We start from the raw sequence: 18,397 nt of genomic DNA on the forward strand, positions 1-18,397 counted from the left end.
CGGTCGAAAATAAATGACGAACCGCGATTACCACTCGACCAATTCCCGAATTCGATCGAATGCGGCACGCTCGCGCTCGCCGCCACAGGTCCGCGTGACCTCCTCGAAATACTCCAACCGACCCCGGAGTTCCGCTGTATCGTAGCCGTCCACGTCCAACCGGGAGGCCGCCACGGTCGCCTCCACGACGGCCGCGAAACCCCGATTCGTCGGCGGAATTCGCCGTTCCCGGATTTCCGATTCGACGGGCATCAGTTCCCACTCCTCCCAGTGGGTTCCGTCGGTCTCCCCGGAATCGACCTGTTCCACCTCGATTTCGACCCACGCATCCGCGGAGTCGAGCACCGGTTCCGCTTCCTCCCGGATCGACAGCGCGGCCTCCACGAAGTCCACGGGGTCGCGGGTGAACTGGACGACGCCGCCGCCCTGTCGGTGGAAGTTCCGCCGGGTTCTGGTGTTGCCCCACGTGCGAGCGGTCACGGGGTCGGTGGAATGGAGGCCGAGAACCGCCACGTTCCACAGGTCGTTCGGCCCGAGCGTCGTGACGACGGACTCGGTCACACCGCGAAGTTCGACCGGCCAACTCGTCCTCGTCCCGGTCACGGAGAAACGCCCCGCTCCAGCGCGACGAACAGGCCGCCCGCGACGATGTCCGCGGTAGTACCGGGGTTGATACCGTCGTCCACCAGCGATTCGGCGAACGCCGTCACGAGTTCCGGGTTGCCCTCGCGCGCTTCCTGAAGGGCCTCCTGTGCCCGAACGAGGACGCTTTCGGCCGTTTTCTTGCCGTGCCGTTTCGCCACGAAGGTGTCCGGCTCGTGGGCCAGTTGTTCGAGATACACCTGCGCCGCGCGGGCCGAAATCCCGCCGTCGAGTTCCTCGATTCGCTCGGCCACGGTGAAGGTTCGCTCGAAGCCGTGTGTCCACTCGTAGGCGATTCCGTCCTCGTCCGCGCCGAGTTCCATCACGTCGTACAGCGTGAGTCCGGCTTCTTCCAGTGCGGGTATCGCGTCGCTTCCTCGTCGAACGTCGAACTCGTCGGTCCCTTCCGGCGGGTCCGAAACCGCCACATCGACGTGTTCGAACGCGCGGTAGAACCCCGCCGCGTCCTCCACGGTCGTCGCTTCGACGACCTCCGTGACGGCTTCCGGCGAGCGGTCGTCGGCCTTCACCAACGGAACCAGCAGCAACAGCGCACCGAACTGGGTGTTGCCGCCCCCCTGCTGGCTCATCCCGGCGACGGCTTCTTCGAAGGCTTCACCGACAGGTGCATCCGCCTCGGCCGCTCGAAGTCCCGCGCCGGAACCGACCGCTCCGGCGAGGAAGTGTTCGAATCGAAGGTCGGGGAAATCGCGCTCCCTGTCCACGTTTCCGGGTTTCGGCGTCCCGGCGACTTCCAGCAACAGCGCGAGTTGCGCGTGTTCCGCGGGCGTCATGCCACCACCTCCGTGAACCACGCGTCCGTCGCACGGCGAACGCGAGAGAGCACCTCGGGGCGGTCACTCGGCCGTCCGACGCTGACCGCGTCCGCACCGTACTCCAGATACTCCTCGACCGTCGCCTCGTCGCGGACGCCGTTGTTCGCAACGAGGAAACAACCCGTGGCCTCCGCCACCTCCTGCACCATCCGCTCGGAGTCCATCGCGTCCAGGTGGACGATGTTCGCGCCCGCGTCCACCGCTTTCCGAGCGACTTCGGGAAGGTTCACGCCGGGCACCTCGGCTCTGACCTTGACGCTCACTGCGGCACCCGTTTCGGCCGCGACGCGAACCTGCTCGGCGAGGCGGTCCGGGTCCCGAAGGAGCGACTGTCCGGCACCGGCCGCACACATCTCCTCCTGTCGGCAGTGTGCGTTGAGTTCCAGTATCGCCTCGTGGCGCTGGCAGACGTCTCCCATCGCTCGAATCGGGGGGAGCGTCGCGGAGCGGACGTTGATTCCGGGACGAAGTTGGGTATCGGAAAGCGCGGCGAGTTGGTCGTCCACGAACGTGATCGGATCGTCCGGCAGGAATTCGGTTCGTTCGCGTGCGACCAACTTCCGGGCCGCCGCTCGCGTTTTTTCGTCCAGCGCGATTCCGCCCAGAAATGCCGCCCCTGCGTGATCGGCGGCGTTTCGCGCCCATTCGGCGTCCGCTTCCCCGCTGAGGCTGGCGAGCGCGACTCGCGGTTCGAACGGTTCGACCCATCACGCCACCTCCAGTGCGTCCCGCACGGCACTGGACGACGCGCGCCGCGTCCGGTTCGTCGTCCATCTCCGTATCGGTCCGCACCGTCGGACGGTCGAGTTCCGTCCGGTCCTCGTCGTCCAGCACGAACGCGTCGGCGAAGGGGTACGCCTCCGCCACGCCCGCCGTGCTCGGTTGATAGCCGACCGCGTCCATCAGTTTCCCCGCTGGCCCGGAGAAAACGCGGTCCTCCACGAACGGCGACACTGCGACCACGGTGGTCGATTCGAGCGCCTCGCGGAACGCGTCCATCGCGAGCATCGGCCCGATGCTCGTCACGGGGTTCGACGGGCCGATGACGACCGGTCCGTCGGTCAGCGCCGAAAGTGCGGCGGGCGACGGTTCCGCGTCTTCCGCACCCCTGAACTCGACGCCCGTGACGTCGGGTTCGCCGCCGCGTGCGACCCAGAACTCCTGAAAGTGCATCTCGCCCTCGGGCGTGTGGATGATGCTCGCGACCGGGTCGTCGCTCATCGGGACGACGTCGAGCGGGGAGTCGAACGCGTCCGCCAAGGTTCGCGTCGTCTCGGTGAGCGTGTTGCCTTCGTCCAGCAGTCCCGTCCGAGTGACGTGCACTGCCCTATCGCGGTCGCCGAGGAGCATGAACTCCGCGACGCCGGAAAAGCGCCGCCAGCGGGCGATTTTCCGCCCGTCTGTCTGGCGTTCGTCGGGGAGGTATCGCGGGCCAGTCGAGAGGTCGGCCGATTCGGCGAGACGATGGAGTTCGTCGTGCGTCTCGGTCGTGTCGTCGGAGATTCCCCACCACGTCTCGCGGTTCAGCACGCCCCCTTGCTGGAACAACACCGTGTCGATGTCGGGGCAGACGAGGAGGCCGCCGAGTTCGACGTCGTCACCGGTGTTACCGATAACCGTCGTCTCGGCGGGCGAAAAGACCCCTTCCGCGCCCTCCAACAATTTGGGGGTGCCCGTCCCCCCTGAGAGAAACGTGACCATGGTTCGTTTCCTGCGAGAGAGGACATAAAGCCTCGTCCTTCAGTTTTTATACCGTGACGGGACAACGTTCCGACAATGAAGACCATCAAGGATAGCGTCCACGACCACATCCAAGTCGTCGGCGTTGCGAACGAGTTGCTCGACACGCATGCAGTCCAGCGACTTCGACACATCACGCAACTCGGAACCGCCCGTCTCGTCTACCCCTCCGCGAATCACACCCGATTCGAACACAGCCTCGGCGTCTATCATCTGGCCTGCGAAGCGCTCGAAAACCTCGGCATCGAGGGGAGACAAGCGGAGCGCGTTCGCGCGGCCGCACTCCTCCACGACGTTGGGCACTCCCCCTTCAGCCACACCATCGAGGAGCTAATCCACCGACGCACGGGGAAATATCACGACGACGTTCTCGACCTGCTCACGGACTCGACGGTCGGCGACATCCTCCGCGACCACGACTTGGATCCGACCACCATCGCGGGACTCATCGCGGGAGAAGGGGAACTGGGACAACTCATCTCCGGTGAACTCGACGTGGACCGGATGGACTACCTCGTCCGGGACGCCCATCACACCGGTGTCCCCTACGGCACCATCGACCACGAGCGACTGACACACGAGTTGACGTTCGCGGACGGGAGGCTCGTGCTCGCCGAGGGGAACGTCCAAACGGCGGAGAGCCTGCTCGTCGCCCGTGCGCTGATGAACCCGACGGTGTACAACCACCACGTCACGCGAATCAGCAAGTCGATGCTCCAGCGGGCGAGCGAGCGCCTGCTCGACTCGCCGGACATCGACGCCGAGCAACTACGACGCATGGACGACCACGACTTGATCGTCGCGCTTCGCATGAACCCGGAAACCGCCGAACTCGCTCGCCGTCTTACCGACCGCGACCTCTACAAGCGTGCCGTCTGGGCGGAGATGGGGGACGTTCCCGACGAAATCATCGATGCCGACCACGAGACGATTCGTCGGTACGAGAACGAAATCGCCGAGAGCGCGGGCGTCGATTCCGAGCACGTTACCCTCGACGTGCCGAGTCGACCGGCGATGACCGAATCGTCGTCGCGCGTCGTCGTCAACAACGAAGTTCGACCGCTCGCTCGGCAATCCACGCTGGTTCGGGCGCTGCAGCAGGTCCAGCGCGACCAGTGGCGCCTCGGCGTGTACACGCCAGCGGACGAGACGGCGGCCGCCGGACACGCGGCGGAGCGAATCCTCGGCTTGGAAACCGACGGTGCACTCGTCAGCGACGTTAGAACCGGCGTTCGGACGACGCTGACGGACTTCGAGGAGAAATAGGTGGCGGCAGAATAGGTAGCGGCGGAATAGATAGCGGTGAAATAGGGGAAATAGGAAGGGTAGGAGGGGAAGATGGAGTAAGGGAAATACTTCCGACGACGAGGCGTTTAAGGTCGGGTACTGACAACCGCCACGTATGCTCGTGGAGGGAACCATCCTTTCCGGACCGAACTTCGACCCCGTCGAGGGTCGCGTGGTCGTCGAGGATGGGACGATTACCGCTATCGAAGAGGAGTCCGTCTCGTCGTCGAAGGTCGTCTGTCCGGCGTTCGTCAACGCACACACCCACATCGGCGATTCCATCGCCAAGGAAGCCGGGGCCGGACTCTCGTTGGAGGAACTCGTCGCGCCGCCGGACGGGCTCAAACACCGGCTCCTTCGGGAAACGTCCCGCGCCGAGAAGGTCGATGCGATGCGGCGGTCGCTCCAGTTCATGCAATCGACGGGGACCGCGTCGTTCCTCGAATTCCGCGAGGGCGGCGTCGAGGGCGTGTTCGCCCTCCGAGAAGCCGCGGAGGGGCTCGACATCGACCCGTTCATTCTCGGTCGGGAGACGGTCGATGCGATGGAAGCCGCGGACGGGTTCGGGGCGAGCGGCGCGAACGACGCCGATTTCGGCCGTGAGCGCACCGCGACCGACCGGGCGGGGAAGACCTTCGGTATTCACGCGGGCGAGGCCGATTCGAGCGACCTCAATCCGGCGCTCGACCTCTCGCCGGACTTCCTCGTTCACGTCGTCCACCCCGAACCGATCCATCTCGACCGCATCGAACACAGCGAGATTCCCATCGCCGTCTGCCCGCGTTCGAACCTCGTCACGGGCGTTGGCTTGCCGCCGATGAAGGAACTGCTCGACCGGACGACGGTCGCACTCGGGACGGACAACGTGATGTTGAACAGCCCGTCGATGTTCCGCGAGATGGAGTTCACGGAGAAACTGACGGACATCTCTCCCCGTGAAGTACTCCGGATGGCCACCCAAAACGGGGCGCGAATCGCGGGCCTGAACTGTGGGCTCCTCGAACCGGGGAGGGATGCGAAGCTACTCGTTCTCGACGGCGACTCCGACAACCTCTGCGGAAACAAGGACGTGGTTCGGTCGGTCGTCCGACGGGCGGGTGCGAGCGACGTGATCGACGTTCTGTTGTGATTTCCCGGAATACCTTTCGATTCGAAGGTGATCGTCACCAAATGAGTTAAGACAACACGGGCCGTGCCACTCGGTAACACTTCCATGTACGACCGAATTCTCGTGCCGACCGATGGTTCGGAGGAAATGCGATGCGTCCTCGCGCACGCCGCCGAACTAGCCGAGGCGCATGGTGCGGAATTACACGCGGTGTACGTCGTCAACTCCTCGACGTACGCCAGCCTACCGATGGAAACGTCCTGGGAAGGCGTCTCGGGCATGCTGGAGGAGGAGGGAGAGTCGGCACTCGAAGACGCCCGCCGTATCGTGGGTGAGTACGACGTTTCGCTCACGACACATCTGCTCGAAGGGCCACCGAACAAGGAAATCGTCCGCTACGCCGAACTGGACGATTTCGATCTCATCGTGATGGGAACCCACGGTCGTGGCGGCATCGACCGACTCCTCCTCGGCAGCGTCGCCGAGCGCGTCGTCCGTGCGTCGACCGTGCCCGTGCTCACGGTCCGCGTCGGACGGGAGGACGATACTCCGGACGTGAGCGCGACCGGAAAAGCCCACACCAGCGGGTGAACTCACAGTTTCGGAGGATGGACTAGCTCCACGTGTTTTTTGGGCAATCGTGGCTCAATCGACCAACTCTGGTGGAATCGCCGTTACTTTTCTCGGTGTGAGTCGAATTCTCGTTATGCCCAAGAGATGACGATGGTGTCTCTCGATCAGAAGCGGGTTTTAGCGGTGGAAGCGCTAATGCACGTATCAATCGATTTCTTGCCACCATGCGAGAAGGTCTTTGAAAATCGGCCCGAAATTTCGAAGTTTCTGCGTCGCCTCGTACTCGACGCGCGGAGGAATCTCATCGTACGAACGACGAACGATGAGGTTCTCTTCGACGAGTTCGGTAAGCCGAGTCGAGAGCGTCGTCTGAGAGAGTTCGGTCTCATCCCTTATTTCGTTGAATCTCCACGGGGACTGTGACTTGGCAAACATCCCTCCAAGCATCATCATATGCGATTTGCCGAAGAAGTCGAACATCTGTTGTCCCTCTTTGATCGAGTGCATGTGCTTTTGATGTCTCATTTTATCACTCGATTCGGTTGCCGTGGTAGACCCTTTTTGATTGGATTGCTGTTCCGTCTCCTCCATGATTTCTCGGTCCGTTTTCTGTACTCATAGGCTTTATCCCGCATCGAAGCTTTCAGCACGCTCCTTTCAAAGGTGTAGATAACTGAGTTAGTGTCGAACGGGATACTTAGTATTATGTATGGTACTCAACATTATTTGTCGCTTGCTCCCCCATGAGCGAATGCAAAATGGAGTACACAACACTCGGCGACACCGGGGTAACGGTGAGCAAAATATGTCCGGGTTGCATGGATTTCGGCAACTCTTGGGGCGGCGAAACGTTCGATTGGACCGTCGGCGAAGAACCCTCCGAACCGGTCGAAATGATCGGCAAAGAGGTGAGTCTGTAATGCATCTCGTTGGCGCTCCTATTCGTGTCTCAAAAATCAGTTTTATAGAACCACAGGATGGTCGGAACGTATGATACTTCAACCGCAAAAACCGAATCAAAAGGAGAATCACCAGCATGAATGAACCGACACCCGAACGAATCGTCGTGATGACGGGTGCTACCTCCGGAATCGGTGAGCACGCCGTACGCCGAATCGCGGCCCAGCCCGACACACAAGTCATAATTGGTGCTCGCGGAAGTGGGCGAATCGTACCAGAAGGCAGTACGGTGATCCAGCTTGACCTCGCCTCGCTTGAGAGTGTCCGGTCCTTCTCGGACGCAGTGAAACAGCGCCTGGCTGACGATCGGATCGACATGCTCGTGCTCAATGCCGGTATACAATATCCGAACGCGGACCAGCGCAGCGACGACGGTTTCGAGAAGACGTTCGCGGTCAACCATCTCGGCCATTACCTGCTCGCACGTGAACTTCTGCCAAGTATGGCAGAAGAGTCACGGCTAGTGATTACCACAAGCGACACCCACGATCCGACGAACTTTCCCTTTGCACCAACTGGGCTCGACACGCAGGCGCTAGCACATCCCAGTAACGGCGGCCTTGACGCTGGTATACGCGCTTATTCGGCATCGAAGCTCTGTAACCTCCTGACCGCGCAAGCCTTCGCCGAGCTTGATGAGGTAAACGCACGCGACATCCAAATTATCGCCTATAACCCGGGTCTCACACCCGACACCTCGCTAATGCGCAACGTGTCCGGCTTAAGTGGAGTCATCATCGGCCTGATGACATCCGGTTTCCTCGGACGGATGGTGTTTGGCTTTCTCAGCAGGTTCAACGAAAATCTCTACCCGGAAACATCCGAACGTGCAGGGGTGGCTCTGGCTCAGTTGGCGTTGGGCGCGGTCACCCCACCGTCCGGCAGCATCTATGCTTCGCTGGTCAAGGGCAAAATCACGTTTCCAGACCCCTCGGAACTTGCGCGTAGCGACGAGGCGCGTGACCGATTGTGGCGCGACAGTGCGGAAATGGTCGGCGTTATGGAGTAGCAGTTTCGAGGTTCGGTCGGGTTGAGAAGCGCGCAGTTCGGCGAGTGACCCAACTTCGCTGATGGCATGGCCTCCGAGATCGTGAAAACGACTGATCCCCTCAGTTCACCGGCCGAAGGTGTTCACAGTCGCCCGCGTGAATCCGCACCGTTCCCTCCTCGGTTTCGACCACCAGCGCCCCCGGCATGACGATATCGACCGCAGTACCGACCACGTCGCCGTCCGGCGTTTCGACCCGAACTCGCTGGCCGAGCGTCGCCGATAGTTCGCGCCACGCCGGAAGGATGGCGTCCGTGTCGTTCCGAAGCGCGTCGAACTCCTCCAGCAGTCGCTGGACGAACAACCGTCGATTCACCGCGCCGACCTCCGCTTGGACGCTCGTCGCCCCGTCCGGCAGGTCGTCCGCCGCGACGTTGACGTTGATGCCGATACCGGCGATGACCCACGAGACGCGGTTCGCCTCGCCCTCCATCTCGGTGAGGATGCCCGAGAGTTTGTCGTACTCGTTCACTCGTTCCTCGTTCACAAGGACATCGTCAGAACTTCGTTCTGACTGGCGCTCTTCGTTCCTTCGTCACTCACGAGAACATCGTCGGAGTTTCGCTCCGACTGGCGCTCTTCGCTTCGCTCACAAGGACATCGTTCGGCCACTTGATTTCCGCCGGGACGCCCGCCTCCCGTGCCGCCCGCGTCACGGCCACGGCGGCCGCGAGCGTCAAGAGCGGGGCGTGCGCTGGCGGTATCGTCGGAACGAGTGCGAGACTCATCCAGACGCCGCCCGAGGGGCCGACCCACGTCCGTTTCAGGCGGCCGCGGCCGCCCACCTGCTCGTCGGCCAGCACGACCACGTCCTCCGCCCCGTCCCCGGCTAGTTCCCGTGCCCGGTCGTTCGTGCTCCCGATGGAGTCGTGATATTCGATGGAAAACGGTGCCTCCAGTCCGTATTCGACTGCCGGTCCGAATTCGGGGACCTCCCCGAGCAGGTAGCCATCCGCAGTGCTCTCGACCTCGAATCCGTCGGTACGGAGCGCCTCGACGTGTTTCCACACCGCGTTCCGCGAGATGTCGAGGGCGTCGGCGAGGTCAGGCCCGGAGACCGGGCCGTCAGCGAGCGCGTCCAAGACGGCCCGACGTGTCTCGTTCATGGTTTCGAGTACGGGCAGTCCCGACAAGAGTCGTTTCGTTTGGCCGCGGCAAAAGGGAAAATCGTTCCTCGTTCGAATACGAACAGCACGATCATGCACCGGACGTTCATCGAGTTGTTGGAACAGAACGCGGAACACGCCGAAGAGTTCGACTCCCGTTTCGACGACGTACAGGATTCACAGCATCCCGACGTCGTCACCGTCTGCTGTTCGGATTCCCGCGTCCTGCAGGACCACATTTGGGGCAACGACGAACCGGGACGGATCTTCACCTGCGGCAACATCGGCAACCGCGTCGTCCAGCGGACGGATTCGGGCGAAGTCGTCTCGGGCGACGTGCTCTACCCCGTCGAACACACGGGAACCGACACCGTCGTGGTCATGGGGCACACCGGTTGTGGGGCCGTCACGGCGACGTACGACGCGCTGACGGGCGAGGTGTCCGAGCCTGCTGGCATCGAACACTGTCTCTCGTTGCTGAAACCGAAGTTGGAAGCGGGCGTCGAGTCGCTCCCGGACGACGTGAGTCGAGCGGGGGCGATCAACCGACTCGTGGAGTACAACGTCGATCGGCAGGTCGAATCCCTCATCGAGAGCGACGACATCGACGGGGATGTCGATATCATCGGCGTCGTGTACGACTTCCAGGACGTGTACTCTGGGCGGCGCGGCCAAGTCCACGTCATCAACGTGAACGGTGAGACGAGCGTCGAGACGCTGAAAGACGATCACCCTGACATCGACGCACGGATCGAACGGCTCTGGGAGTACTGAGTCGTCGAGCGAGTTCATCGCGGTCGGTTTCGCGCCGCTTACTCTGTCCCGTTCGTCTCATCGGCGAGCCACGCGGATTTGCAGATCTCATCGCAGAAGATGTAGAGATGGACACCATCGTCTGTCGGCACTGTGTGCGTCGGGTAGCGCACGTTGGCTCGAATCGGGGTTCCACAGTACGCACATTCGGATAGCGATACCGACTCGTCCATCCTTCACGTGGTCAGTCGAACGATGATTTCCCCGCTACTGGAGACGGTTATCGGATACCCTTCGTAGGTAAACGAGACCTTGATATCGTTCCCTCGTGCGGTCGTCAGTACCGAGAGCAGCGATTCCGCGTCGATAACGTCGTAGAGCGGAGTTATCGAGTACGGTTCCTGCCCACTCACCGCAGCGACTATCCCCACGATACTGAGGAGTATCGATTCCTCATCGTCAGTAGCGTAGCGAACGCGGAGCGTTCCAGTGATTGGGTCGTACCCGTCGTACTCTTTTATGTCGCCATGCTCGAATGCTTGCCGACCTATTTCCTCGGTTGTCGTATCGAAGGTGTCCATCCGTGTAAACTGAGAGCGATTCGGTGATAAGACTCGGCTCTTACTAGTTCGACTCCCCTATGCCGTCGTCGTGAGCCTCGAACAGGTGATACAATATCGTGTCCTGTGCGTGGCGGAGGTGGTAGTTGAAGGTCTGGCGGGTGATGTCCATCCGTTCCGCGATCTCATCTCCTTCGCTCTGTCGAGGGACCTTGAAATACCCCGCGTAGTACGCGATTTGGAGGGCCGTCCATTGGCGTTCGGTGAGGTCGTCCTTCACGAGCGTCTTGAACAGCCGAGGCGTGTACACCAGCTTTTGTGACGCCAATTCGAAATCCCGAGCGGCGACATCACGAATCGCGTCCAGGACGGCCGCCACATCGACCGTCGCCGGGAACTGTACCAAGTTCCTGATTTTACCGTCTTCTAGCGCGGTCGTGACCGACTCACCATCGAGCTCGTCGTAGGTCGAAACCAGCGACGATGCGGCACCACGAACCTCGACGCGATAGCTATCGCCCTCCTTCTTGAGGAGGCGAACGTCCTCGTTCGTGGGAAAGAGTTCCGGGAGAGTCATCACCGTCTCGCCGGAGATTCCAGTGACCGTCCAGTACTGGACGTGCGACCCGTCGGGAAGCCGTACGAATCCGTCGATTCGGAGGTCCATGTCCTCGTGGCCGAGTTCGAGAAACGGGCGAGCCAACTGCTCGGAAACGAATTCGAGTTCGAGAACTTCGTCGGCGGTCAACTCGGGAGGGAATTCATCCTCCGAATCGTCCACGGAGCGGTTCGTCTCCGGTGCTGGCGCATCGCTGGCCGTCGGTCGTGCGGCGGGTCGCCACCACGCACGGGCTTGTGCGCCGATCGTCTTCGTTTCGAGTTTCCCCTCGTCGGCAAGACGGCGGAGTTTATCGTACGCCGTGCGCCGGGCACAGCCCACCGCCTCGGCAACCTCGCTCGTCGCAAGGGGTTCGGACGGATCGTCTAGTCTCTCGAAAACTCCGAGGATTTCGTCCCCACCGATGTCGTTCGCGGTCCCCATTAACTGAGATACGGGTTCGATGCAAAGGGAGCTTTCGGCACTATCCACTCACCGAGTCGTCGATGTCGAATGGCGTCGTCGCGTCGAACGTGAGGCCGTCACGGGGAAGTCCCGATGCCGGACCTCCTACGACGTGTAGTTTTCCCGAATCCGGATAGACGACGATGTCCGGTTCGTCCATCGTCGAGAAGAAGAGGCATTTGAGGGGTTCGCTCGACGTGTTCTCGACGGCGTGGCATCCGGACTCCCCGACCGGAAAGGAAACGTAGTCCCCTGATTCGATCCCGGTCTCTCCGGCAGGCGTTCGGAGCGTTCCGGTCCCGCCCATCACGAACAGCGCCTCCTCGTTCGTCGTGTGGTAGTGATACTGGGCCGGTTGGCCACCGGGCGAAATCTCCTCGTACGTACAGCCGAGCCGCGTTCCACCCGCTTCCTCGGCGATGCGTTTCCAGCCACCGCCGTCCCCGTCGGTCCCCGTCCAGTCGAGTCCGTTCACGTTGACGATTCGGTGACCGTCGGTACCTGTAGCCATACCACGCCGACGCCGGGAAACGACAAAAGAACAGCTATGACCGTTTCCGCTCGCTTTATTTCGACGTTCGCCGTGTCCAGAACCGTGCCACCATTACATTCAGAAGCCGTCGGGAGACTGGTCGAATGGGCGGGACCGCCGGAAGACGACGTGCTACGGGCGATGGAAGCGCGCGCCGAGCGTGACGGATTTCCGACGGTCGGTCCGGAAGTCGGTCGGACAGTGGCACTCTGTACGAGGCTCACGGGTGCCCGGACCGTACTGGAATTGGGTTCCGGTTTCGGCTACTCCGCATACTGGATCGCCCGTGCCCTCCCTGCCGACGGGTCGGTGACGCTGACCGAACGGGACGAGGGATTGTTGGACGCCGCCCGCTCGTACTTCGAGCGGGGCGACCTCCTCGACAAGGCGATTTTCGAGCACGGGGATGCCCTCGAAATCGCCGAAGCACAGGATGGGCCCTTCGACCTCGTCGTCCTCGACCACGACACGGCCGATTACGTGCGAGGGTTCGAGACGGTTCGGAAACTGCTCGCACCCGGCGGGACCATCGTAACGGACAACGTCGCCGTCTACGACGACGTTCACACGCCGGAGAACGTGCTCGCCACGCTCGACGGCGAACCCGCGCCGAACGACCGAGTGCGAGTCGTCGCGGCGTTCCTCGAACGCGTCCACGCCGACCCCGAATTCGAGACGTACGTTCTCCCGGTGGACGAAGGAGTAGCGATTTCTTCGCACGTCGGGTGACCTCCGCGACGTTTCGGTCCGACCGGTCGTCACACGACGGAATCCGTACTGACTTCGCGTTCGACGCGAAACAGCCGTCAAACAGAGCCGAACCATGTCCACGACCCTGTTCCCGACCCACATCGAAAGCGAACGGTTGCGATACGAACCGTTACACGAGTCGACCGAACCCCTCGACATCTACGAGTATCACCGTTCCGGCGAGATGGATCCCGTCATGCGCCCCCTCGGCGAGCGACCGCACGCGACGCCCAAGGAGACGATGGACGAAGTAACCGAAGCGGCGGACGCGTGGGAGTCCGGCGAGCGAGCGACCTACGCCATCACGACGAAATCCGACGGCGAATTCGTCGGCGTCGCCGAACTGTGGCTCGAATGGGAGAAGCGTTCGACCTCGTTCGGGATGTGGGTTCGCGAGCCGTTTTGGGGGCGTGGCTACTCGGGGGAACGGGCCGGTGCGATGTCGTACGTCGCGTTCGAGCGACTCGACCTCGAACTCGTGAGCGTCGGCCACGACCCGGAAAACGAGCAGTCGAAACGCGCCATCGAGAAGTACGTCGATTCCTACGGCGGGCAGTTCGACGCGATGCTTCGAAATTGGTTCCCTCCGGACGACTCCGGCGAACCAGTGGACCTCCAGACCTACAGCATCTCGCAGGAACAGTGGCGCGAGAACGTCACGGAAGCGGAGCTATCGACGATTCGAATCGTTCGGTGATCTTCACGAATAACGCCTTTTGAGCCGTGGTAACGGTCGAAATCACCTACGAAGAAACGCGCCGTGAGAGCGCCAGTTTGGCCCCGAAACCGACGAGCACGCTCCCGCTCGCCGTGCGAAGTATCCGCCGGAGGAGGTCGCGTTCGGTAACGACCCGCCGCGCTCGCGCGGAGAACACCGCAAGCAGTGCCTGATAGCAGAATCCGAGCGTGGCGAACAGCACCCCGAAGAGGAAAATCTGCGGAGCGGCGGGACTCCCCGGCCGAACGAACTGCGGGAGGAACGCGAGGAAGAACAGGGCCACTTTCGGGTTCGAGACGTTGATGAACAGCGCGCTTCGGAAGGACTCGACCGGGGTGTATCCCGTCCCCTCCGGCGTGATTTCGAACTCCTCTTCGCCGCGGAACGTCTGCACGCCGAGGTAGACGAGGTACGCCGCGCCGACGAGTTTGACGGCGGTGAACGCCACCGCGGACGTTCGCAGAATCGCCGACAGACCGAGGACGGCCGCCGTCGTGTGGACGATGCTTCCCGTCGAAGAACCGAGCGCGGCGGTGACACCGGTCGTCCGCCCGTCGCTGACGCTCCGGGTCAGCGTGTAGAGGCTGTCCGGGCCGGGAGCGACGATGAGCACGAGCGCGGCGGGGATGAAGGCGATGATAGTCTGTACTGCGACCATGAATCCACCGTCACGGGCGGGTACGATAAAACTACGAGCCGATTTCTTCGCCTCACGTTTTCACGTTCGATTCTGTGCTCCTTCGAAATCGACCTCTGGTTGCCGTGATATCGACCGTGATCGGTTCGGCCGGTTGTAGCGTCAGGGGCGCAGCAAGCCACGTTCGTCGTGAAAACGCGCGTTCGTCACAGGGCGCTCCAGAGAGCGAACACGCCGAACCCGACGATGACGACTCCTGCCAATCGGTTCACCCGCCGCATGATCGAGCGGGTGAATCGTGCGCGGAATACGCTCACGGCGGTGCTGAGGACGAACCACCAGAGTGCCGACCCGAGGAAGACGCCGCCGACCAACACGGCGGCGTGGGTGTAGTTTCCGGACGCTCCGACACCCAATCCCGTGAAGATGCCGACGAAGGCGATGATCGTCACCGGATTTGAGATAGTCAACAGGAACGTCGAACCGTAATCTCTGGCAAGGCCATGCACATCCGTGGAGGATACCGGCGTCTCCGCCGGTTCCGCTCGAAACGACTGGATGCCGAGATACAGGAGGAGGATACCACCGCCGATGCGGATACCCACTCGGTAGTCGAGCAGGAGCGACGACACGGCCGTAATCCCGAACCCCGCGATAGCTCCGTACACGGCGTCCGCCGACGCCGCTCCGAGACCGCTCACGAAGCCCGAACGTCGGCCCTTAGAAAGCGTTCGCTGGATACACAACACTCCGATCGGGCCGACGGGGGCCGCGATCGAAAACCCGAGAACGATACCGCGAATCAGCACCTCGATTGTCGCTGTCGTTAATAGCGGTCACCTCTCGTCAGCCCAAACGCAGCAGTCGTAGATGTACCTTGTGCGTCTGCGTTGAATGCTATCCATCATCACGAAACACAACATCGTTCGGGTGGACAACGAGAACGGTTCAACTACTCGTCGAGGGATTCTCGGAACGCCCACACCCGGACGTAATGTGCCCAGTACCCCTCAAGCGGTTCGTATGGTTCGCTCAGTCGGTCGAGGTCCGCATCCGTCGCCACTTCAGTGCCGAGTTCGTACAATTCAGCGACAGCTTCGCGGAGTCTCCGCTCGGTGCGGGGGATTCCCGAGAGCCGTCCGAATCCCCTCAGCGCGATGAACTCGCTCGACCACTCGCCGAATCCCCAGACGTCCGCCAACCGCTCCCGGATGGTCGCGTCGTCCAGTGTGGACAGGTCTTCGTTCGCGAACGCGTCGGCGGCGGCGAGAACCGTCTTCGCCTTTCGCTCGTCGTCGATGGCGTCGTGGACGGCGAGCGCGTCGTCGCGAACCATCTCCGGCGTCGGAAACAGCAGTATCTCTTCACCCTCTACTTCCACGATTCGACCACACGCTTCGACGAGTACCCGTTTCGACTTCTTTGCGACCTGCATGGGTGTTCGCTGGCTGAGCGCGGCCCAGCACGCGGCTTCGAACGGGGTCGAGAAGCAAACGTGGTGGTAGCCATAGAGGCCGTCAACGACGCGCTCGAAGGCCGGGTCACCCTTCGACGCCTCGTACAGTACGGTCAGGTCGTCGTCGAGCGAAAGAAACGCTCGGAGCCAGTCGCCCACTGCATCGAGGTCACCCGTGTTTTCGAGCCAATCGACCTCCACCGATAGTGTGCCCTCGTCGCCTTCGGTAACCGAAGCCACGAACGGGTGGTCTTCGACGTATCCACCGGTCGTGAGCGAACGCGTCGAACAGAGGTGGTCACCCGAGCACGGAACGAATCCACGAAGGAACGCCAACGATTGCTCGAACTCGAACGGTTCGACCGGATCGATAGTCAGCTTGGTTTCTCCGACGCGTTCCGTGGTAGCCATACGAGTCATAGGAGTGATTTATTTATAAGTTGGCCGATTGGCCAGTTCGATAGATTCGAATCGAGGATGCACGCATATCATCTTTCGAAAAGCCGCGGGGTTTTGCGGAAAATGGGGAAGCATCGCTACGTCAGACGGGAGAAACGAAATCGGTAGAAAATCTCGTCCTCACCGATTCTCGCGCTGTTCGACCGTGTTCAGACAGGTAGAATCCATCAGACAGGGTGGTAAAACGATGCTATCCATACCACGAATATCGAAATGATGGTAAGATTCTTTGTCTATGGTACTATAGTTTCTTCTATGTCAACAGAGACGGATAGACAGGGGCGGTTGTACATCCCCAAAGAGGTGCGTGAGAAGTACGGCGAGAAGTACCATATCGTGACGTACGAGGATAGAATCGAACTCATTCCAGTCGCGGACGATCCTCTCGCCGCCGTCCGTGAGGCGACAGGCGACCTTCGTGATGCGTCCATCGAGGAGATTCGAGAGGACATCGAGGCAGAGGGAAGAGCCAAAGCCCGCGACAAGGACGCCGATAGATGACGGTGTACGTCGAGACCGATTTTTTGCTCGCGCTAGCAAAAGATTCCGACTGGTTACAGGGGTCGGCGGAGAATGCGCTGACCGAATACGAGGTCGAAACGTCGGCGTTCTCGTATCTCGAACTCGTCCTCGCCAGGGAACGCTACGAGTTCGACTACGTTCCGCTGATAGCAAATCTGCTCGAACTCGTCCCCGTTCGAGACGAGGAAGAGAAGCAGGTGGTTCTGAAGGCGGTCAACTATTACGACGAGGGAATGACGCCGTTCGACGCATTCCATGCGGCGACTACGGAAACTAGGGGAATGGACGTACTATCGTCCGAGAAAGACTACGAGGACATCGAGGTATCGAGAATCGGCCTCGAACCGACCGACGAGGGGTGAACGTTAACGAAGTGGACTTCATTCTCGCTACGACAGCGACGAACTCGCTGAACAGTAACCGGAATACCTTCCACTCGGATCGCACGCTGAATCGTCCAAAAACGTTGTTTCCGACCTCAGATTGCTTTGTTGTTCACTTTGTTTAGGTCTCAAACTGACGTCACAGATTTCTCCCACTTTGGTGCATTTCCCTCAACGGGCGTTTGGTGTCTGATATATTACCAATCCCGTCCAACAGTCGAATCCAACTAACAGCCGAACTCAACCAAACTACCAAGTTCAACGGCCAGCGAGACACGGGCATGGATTCGCTCTCCGATCCGAGTTCCCTCCGTGGTCGGACGGCCATCGAGTTCCGGGAGGAGCAGAGCGTGGACGAGCAGGGAGAGTTCGAGTACTTCGCGTCCGTCGATGGGATGGTCGCGGTCGGTATCACCAACGGGGCCGGAGCAGTACTGCTGATGAACGGCCCGCACGGATGGAGGTTACCGTACGGCCCCGTCGATACGGACGAGGACTGGACGGCCGCCGGGCGATCCGTCGGCGAGGAACTGGCCGGAGTCAGCCTCACCATCACCTGCGCGGAACGCGTCGCTCGGATAACCCACCGTGAAGCGGGTAACGAGGAGCGTAAAACGACGAGCTATGACGTCGTACTGCGTACGATTCCCGTAACGGGTGAACCGATCGATGACGACCCTCGTTTCGGCCCTTGGGACGAACTGGAGGTAAGGTGGTTCGACAGCGTTCCCGAGGACGCCTACTGGAATCACGGGGATGCCGTGGATGACATCCGTCTGTTCGTCGGGTGAGGGACGGAAATTCGGGAAACCACTCGATAGCGACCTCATTTCGGTCTCGAACTGACGTTACAGATCCCATCCACTTTGCAGCTATTTTCAGCATGGAACGAGCTACGGAGTTCCGACGAACCGATGTCGGCGGGCCAGATAGAGGCTCGCAATCGGCACGTTCAGCAGCGGAACCAAGACGAACAAGTAGAGGAGGGTTGGCGTCCACTGCGACCGCTCGCTCACGTACGCTCGGTCGTAGTAGAGTGCGAACGGGCGAACGGGGAGAGCGCGTAACTCACGACGAGTAACACTGCCGCGATCTCGCCGAGATACCCTGAAACCTGTAGTCCGACGTACCGTGCGAACGCAGTGTTCAGGAGCGTTACCGAGAGCCAAAGGAGGAACGAGATGGGTATTGCCAATATCGGAACCCACCAACTGCCGGGGAACAGCACTCTGCGGCTTTGTTTTGTGGCCATGTACATTCGTCC

General features: G+C 61.3%; 23 protein-coding genes and 2 pseudogenes. 11 read left to right on the top strand and 14 right to left on the bottom strand.

From position 1 onward, the window contains the following. Nucleotides 1-27: 27 nt before the first annotated feature. The 4 genes and pseudogenes from A4G99_RS16470 to cofD all read right to left on the bottom strand — a co-directional run bounded on the left by A4G99_RS16470 (nt 28) and on the right by cofD (nt 3,179). A complete protein-coding gene (locus tag A4G99_RS16470; protein WP_066145996.1) occupies nt 28-603 on the bottom strand; it encodes a DUF447 domain-containing protein in 576 nt (191 codons plus the stop codon). Next, the gene (locus A4G99_RS16475) at nt 600-1,436 is read right to left on the bottom strand and encodes a triphosphoribosyl-dephospho-CoA synthase (RefSeq protein ID WP_066145998.1); all 837 of its coding nucleotides are present in this window, start codon (nt 1,434-1,436) and stop codon (nt 600-602) included. The genes A4G99_RS16470 and A4G99_RS16475 overlap by 4 nt, the downstream gene beginning before the upstream one ends. Further along, nucleotides 1,433-2,035 carry a tRNA-dihydrouridine synthase gene (locus A4G99_RS16480; protein ID WP_223301931.1) on the bottom strand — a complete coding sequence of 201 codons (603 nt, stop codon included), beginning with the start codon at nt 2,033-2,035 and terminating at the stop codon, nt 1,433-1,435. Before A4G99_RS16480 ends, A4G99_RS16475 begins: the two co-directional genes overlap by 4 nt. 150 nt (nt 2,036-2,185) lie before the next feature. Then, nucleotides 2,186-3,179, bottom strand: a pseudogene (gene cofD / locus A4G99_RS24470) (2-phospho-L-lactate transferase). Nucleotides 3,180-3,254: 75 nt separating this feature from the next. On the opposite strand from cofD, the gene A4G99_RS16495 reads away from it, so the two are divergent. From A4G99_RS16495 to A4G99_RS16505, 3 genes are all read left to right on the top strand, one after another. Then, complete coding sequence (locus tag A4G99_RS16495) at nt 3,255-4,484, top strand: HD domain-containing protein (protein WP_066146008.1); 1,230 nt, start codon at nt 3,255-3,257, stop codon at nt 4,482-4,484. A gap of 136 nt (nt 4,485-4,620) precedes the next feature. Next, nucleotides 4,621-5,634 (top strand): amidohydrolase family protein, encoded by a 1,014-nt coding sequence (locus A4G99_RS16500; RefSeq protein ID WP_066146011.1) that lies wholly within the window; start codon nt 4,621-4,623, stop codon nt 5,632-5,634. 84 nt (nt 5,635-5,718) lie between these two features. Next, entirely contained in the window at nt 5,719-6,204 is a 486-nt protein-coding gene (locus A4G99_RS16505; RefSeq protein WP_066146014.1) for a universal stress protein, read from the top strand. A 186-nt stretch (nt 6,205-6,390) separates the two neighbouring features. On the opposite strand, the gene A4G99_RS27420 is transcribed toward A4G99_RS16505, so the two are convergent. Continuing rightward, nucleotides 6,391-6,777 carry a helix-turn-helix domain-containing protein gene (locus tag A4G99_RS27420; protein WP_223301932.1) on the bottom strand — a complete coding sequence of 129 codons (387 nt, stop codon included), beginning with the start codon at nt 6,775-6,777 and terminating at the stop codon, nt 6,391-6,393. 167 nt (nt 6,778-6,944) lie between these two features. Between A4G99_RS27420 and A4G99_RS25250 the strand changes: the two genes are divergently transcribed. Beyond that, nucleotides 6,945-7,106, top strand: coding sequence for a hypothetical protein (locus tag A4G99_RS25250; protein ID WP_223301933.1), 162 nt, complete (start codon nt 6,945-6,947; stop codon nt 7,104-7,106). A gap of 116 nt (nt 7,107-7,222) precedes the next feature. After that, complete coding sequence (locus A4G99_RS16515) at nt 7,223-8,155, top strand: SDR family NAD(P)-dependent oxidoreductase (protein ID WP_066146017.1); 933 nt, start codon at nt 7,223-7,225, stop codon at nt 8,153-8,155. Between the two features lie 100 nt (nt 8,156-8,255). Here the strand turns inward: A4G99_RS16515 and A4G99_RS27425 are convergent. Next, a pseudogene (locus tag A4G99_RS27425) lies at nt 8,256-9,300 on the bottom strand (biotin--[acetyl-CoA-carboxylase] ligase). Nucleotides 9,301-9,393: 93 nt separating this feature from the next. Between A4G99_RS27425 and A4G99_RS16525 the strand changes: the two are divergent. Continuing rightward, nucleotides 9,394-10,074 carry a carbonic anhydrase gene (locus A4G99_RS16525; RefSeq protein WP_066146020.1) on the top strand — a complete coding sequence of 227 codons (681 nt, stop codon included), beginning with the start codon at nt 9,394-9,396 and terminating at the stop codon, nt 10,072-10,074. A 215-nt stretch (nt 10,075-10,289) separates the two neighbouring features. Here A4G99_RS16525 and A4G99_RS16530 read toward each other — a convergent pair whose 3' ends face one another. From A4G99_RS16530 to A4G99_RS16540, 3 genes are read right to left on the bottom strand one after another with little or no spacing between them, the layout of a single operon-like run. Next, on the bottom strand, nt 10,290-10,634 hold the full coding sequence (locus A4G99_RS16530) for a HalOD1 output domain-containing protein (RefSeq protein ID WP_082837862.1): 345 nt from the start codon (nt 10,632-10,634) through the stop codon (nt 10,290-10,292). 43 nt (nt 10,635-10,677) lie between these two features. Continuing rightward, nucleotides 10,678-11,655 carry a bacterio-opsin activator domain-containing protein gene (locus A4G99_RS16535; protein ID WP_066146023.1) on the bottom strand — a complete coding sequence of 326 codons (978 nt, stop codon included), beginning with the start codon at nt 11,653-11,655 and terminating at the stop codon, nt 10,678-10,680. Nucleotides 11,656-11,695: 40 nt separating this feature from the next. Further along, nucleotides 11,696-12,187: a cupin domain-containing protein gene (locus A4G99_RS16540; RefSeq protein WP_066146025.1), complete on the bottom strand. Its 492-nt coding sequence runs from the start codon at nt 12,185-12,187 to the stop codon at nt 11,696-11,698. 84 nt (nt 12,188-12,271) lie between these two features. Between A4G99_RS16540 and A4G99_RS16545 the strand changes: the two genes are divergently transcribed. Beyond that, the gene (locus A4G99_RS16545; RefSeq protein ID WP_223301934.1) at nt 12,272-12,937 is read left to right on the top strand and encodes an O-methyltransferase; all 666 of its coding nucleotides are present in this window, start codon (nt 12,272-12,274) and stop codon (nt 12,935-12,937) included. A 94-nt stretch (nt 12,938-13,031) separates the two neighbouring features. Then, the gene (locus A4G99_RS16550) at nt 13,032-13,655 is read left to right on the top strand and encodes a GNAT family N-acetyltransferase (protein WP_223301935.1); all 624 of its coding nucleotides are present in this window, start codon (nt 13,032-13,034) and stop codon (nt 13,653-13,655) included. 46 nt (nt 13,656-13,701) lie between these two features. On the opposite strand, the gene A4G99_RS16555 is transcribed toward A4G99_RS16550, so the two are convergent. The 3 genes from A4G99_RS16555 to A4G99_RS16565 form a co-directional block, all read right to left on the bottom strand. Continuing rightward, nucleotides 13,702-14,334 (bottom strand): LysE family translocator, encoded by a 633-nt coding sequence (locus A4G99_RS16555; RefSeq protein ID WP_066146028.1) that lies wholly within the window; start codon nt 14,332-14,334, stop codon nt 13,702-13,704. A 185-nt stretch (nt 14,335-14,519) separates the two neighbouring features. Continuing rightward, nucleotides 14,520-15,122: a LysE family translocator gene (locus A4G99_RS16560; RefSeq protein WP_223301936.1), complete on the bottom strand. Its 603-nt coding sequence runs from the start codon at nt 15,120-15,122 to the stop codon at nt 14,520-14,522. A 143-nt stretch (nt 15,123-15,265) separates the two neighbouring features. Then, a complete protein-coding gene (locus A4G99_RS16565; RefSeq protein WP_066146030.1) occupies nt 15,266-16,180 on the bottom strand; it encodes a DNA-3-methyladenine glycosylase in 915 nt (304 codons plus the stop codon). A gap of 303 nt (nt 16,181-16,483) precedes the next feature. Between A4G99_RS16565 and A4G99_RS16570 the strand changes: the two genes are divergently transcribed. The 3 genes from A4G99_RS16570 (at nt 16,484) to A4G99_RS16580 (ending at nt 17,924) form a co-directional block, all read left to right on the top strand. Continuing rightward, nucleotides 16,484-16,729 (top strand): AbrB/MazE/SpoVT family DNA-binding domain-containing protein, encoded by a 246-nt coding sequence (locus A4G99_RS16570; RefSeq protein ID WP_066146698.1) that lies wholly within the window; start codon nt 16,484-16,486, stop codon nt 16,727-16,729. Further along, the gene (locus tag A4G99_RS16575; protein ID WP_066146033.1) at nt 16,726-17,112 is read left to right on the top strand and encodes a PIN domain-containing protein; all 387 of its coding nucleotides are present in this window, start codon (nt 16,726-16,728) and stop codon (nt 17,110-17,112) included. Before A4G99_RS16570 ends, A4G99_RS16575 begins: the two co-directional genes overlap by 4 nt. 302 nt (nt 17,113-17,414) lie before the next feature. Then, nucleotides 17,415-17,924 (top strand): NUDIX domain-containing protein, encoded by a 510-nt coding sequence (locus A4G99_RS16580; RefSeq protein WP_066146036.1) that lies wholly within the window; start codon nt 17,415-17,417, stop codon nt 17,922-17,924. Between the two features lie 102 nt (nt 17,925-18,026). On the opposite strand, the gene A4G99_RS28840 is transcribed toward A4G99_RS16580, so the two are convergent. Together A4G99_RS28840 and A4G99_RS16585 are read right to left on the bottom strand one after the other, a co-directional pair. Further along, on the bottom strand, nt 18,027-18,149 hold the full coding sequence (locus A4G99_RS28840; RefSeq protein ID WP_255359112.1) for a hypothetical protein: 123 nt from the start codon (nt 18,147-18,149) through the stop codon (nt 18,027-18,029). Next, entirely contained in the window at nt 18,146-18,385 is a 240-nt protein-coding gene (locus tag A4G99_RS16585; RefSeq protein WP_150123137.1) for a hypothetical protein, read from the bottom strand. Before A4G99_RS16585 ends, A4G99_RS28840 begins: the two co-directional genes overlap by 4 nt. Nucleotides 18,386-18,397 lie beyond the last annotated feature (12 nt).

This window comes from Haladaptatus sp. R4 (genome assembly GCF_001625445.1).
In the GTDB taxonomy this organism is placed as follows: domain Archaea; phylum Halobacteriota; class Halobacteria; order Halobacteriales; family Haladaptataceae; genus Haladaptatus.

Bases quoted from the DNA above. Each gene is read 5' to 3' on its own strand.
- A4G99_RS16500 (WP_066146011.1), top strand. From the start codon at position 4,621: ATGCTCGTGGAGGGAACCATCCTTTCCGGACCGAACTTCGACCCCGTC.
- A4G99_RS16530 (WP_082837862.1), bottom strand. From the start codon at position 10,634: ATGGACACCTTCGATACGACAACCGAGGAAATAGGTCGGCAAGCATTC.
- A4G99_RS16555 (WP_066146028.1), bottom strand. From the start codon at position 14,334: ATGGTCGCAGTACAGACTATCATCGCCTTCATCCCCGCCGCGCTCGTG.
- A4G99_RS16580 (WP_066146036.1), top strand. From the start codon at position 17,415: ATGGATTCGCTCTCCGATCCGAGTTCCCTCCGTGGTCGGACGGCCATC.
- A4G99_RS16540 (WP_066146025.1), bottom strand. From the start codon at position 12,187: ATGGCTACAGGTACCGACGGTCACCGAATCGTCAACGTGAACGGACTC.
- A4G99_RS16525 (WP_066146020.1), top strand. From the start codon at position 9,394: ATGCACCGGACGTTCATCGAGTTGTTGGAACAGAACGCGGAACACGCC.
- A4G99_RS16565 (WP_066146030.1), bottom strand. From the start codon at position 16,180: ATGGCTACCACGGAACGCGTCGGAGAAACCAAGCTGACTATCGATCCG.
- A4G99_RS16515 (WP_066146017.1), top strand. From the start codon at position 7,223: ATGAATGAACCGACACCCGAACGAATCGTCGTGATGACGGGTGCTACC.
- A4G99_RS25250 (WP_223301933.1), top strand. From the start codon at position 6,945: ATGGAGTACACAACACTCGGCGACACCGGGGTAACGGTGAGCAAAATA.
- A4G99_RS16495 (WP_066146008.1), top strand. From the start codon at position 3,255: ATGAAGACCATCAAGGATAGCGTCCACGACCACATCCAAGTCGTCGGC.
- A4G99_RS16570 (WP_066146698.1), top strand. From the start codon at position 16,484: ATGTCAACAGAGACGGATAGACAGGGGCGGTTGTACATCCCCAAAGAG.
- A4G99_RS16535 (WP_066146023.1), bottom strand. From the start codon at position 11,655: ATGGGGACCGCGAACGACATCGGTGGGGACGAAATCCTCGGAGTTTTC.
- A4G99_RS16585 (WP_150123137.1), bottom strand. From the start codon at position 18,385: ATGGCCACAAAACAAAGCCGCAGAGTGCTGTTCCCCGGCAGTTGGTGG.
- A4G99_RS27420 (WP_223301932.1), bottom strand. From the start codon at position 6,777: ATGGAGGAGACGGAACAGCAATCCAATCAAAAAGGGTCTACCACGGCA.
- A4G99_RS16475 (WP_066145998.1), bottom strand. From the start codon at position 1,436: ATGACGCCCGCGGAACACGCGCAACTCGCGCTGTTGCTGGAAGTCGCC.
- A4G99_RS16505 (WP_066146014.1), top strand. From the start codon at position 5,719: ATGTACGACCGAATTCTCGTGCCGACCGATGGTTCGGAGGAAATGCGA.
- A4G99_RS16575 (WP_066146033.1), top strand. From the start codon at position 16,726: ATGACGGTGTACGTCGAGACCGATTTTTTGCTCGCGCTAGCAAAAGAT.
- A4G99_RS16550 (WP_223301935.1), top strand. From the start codon at position 13,032: ATGTCCACGACCCTGTTCCCGACCCACATCGAAAGCGAACGGTTGCGA.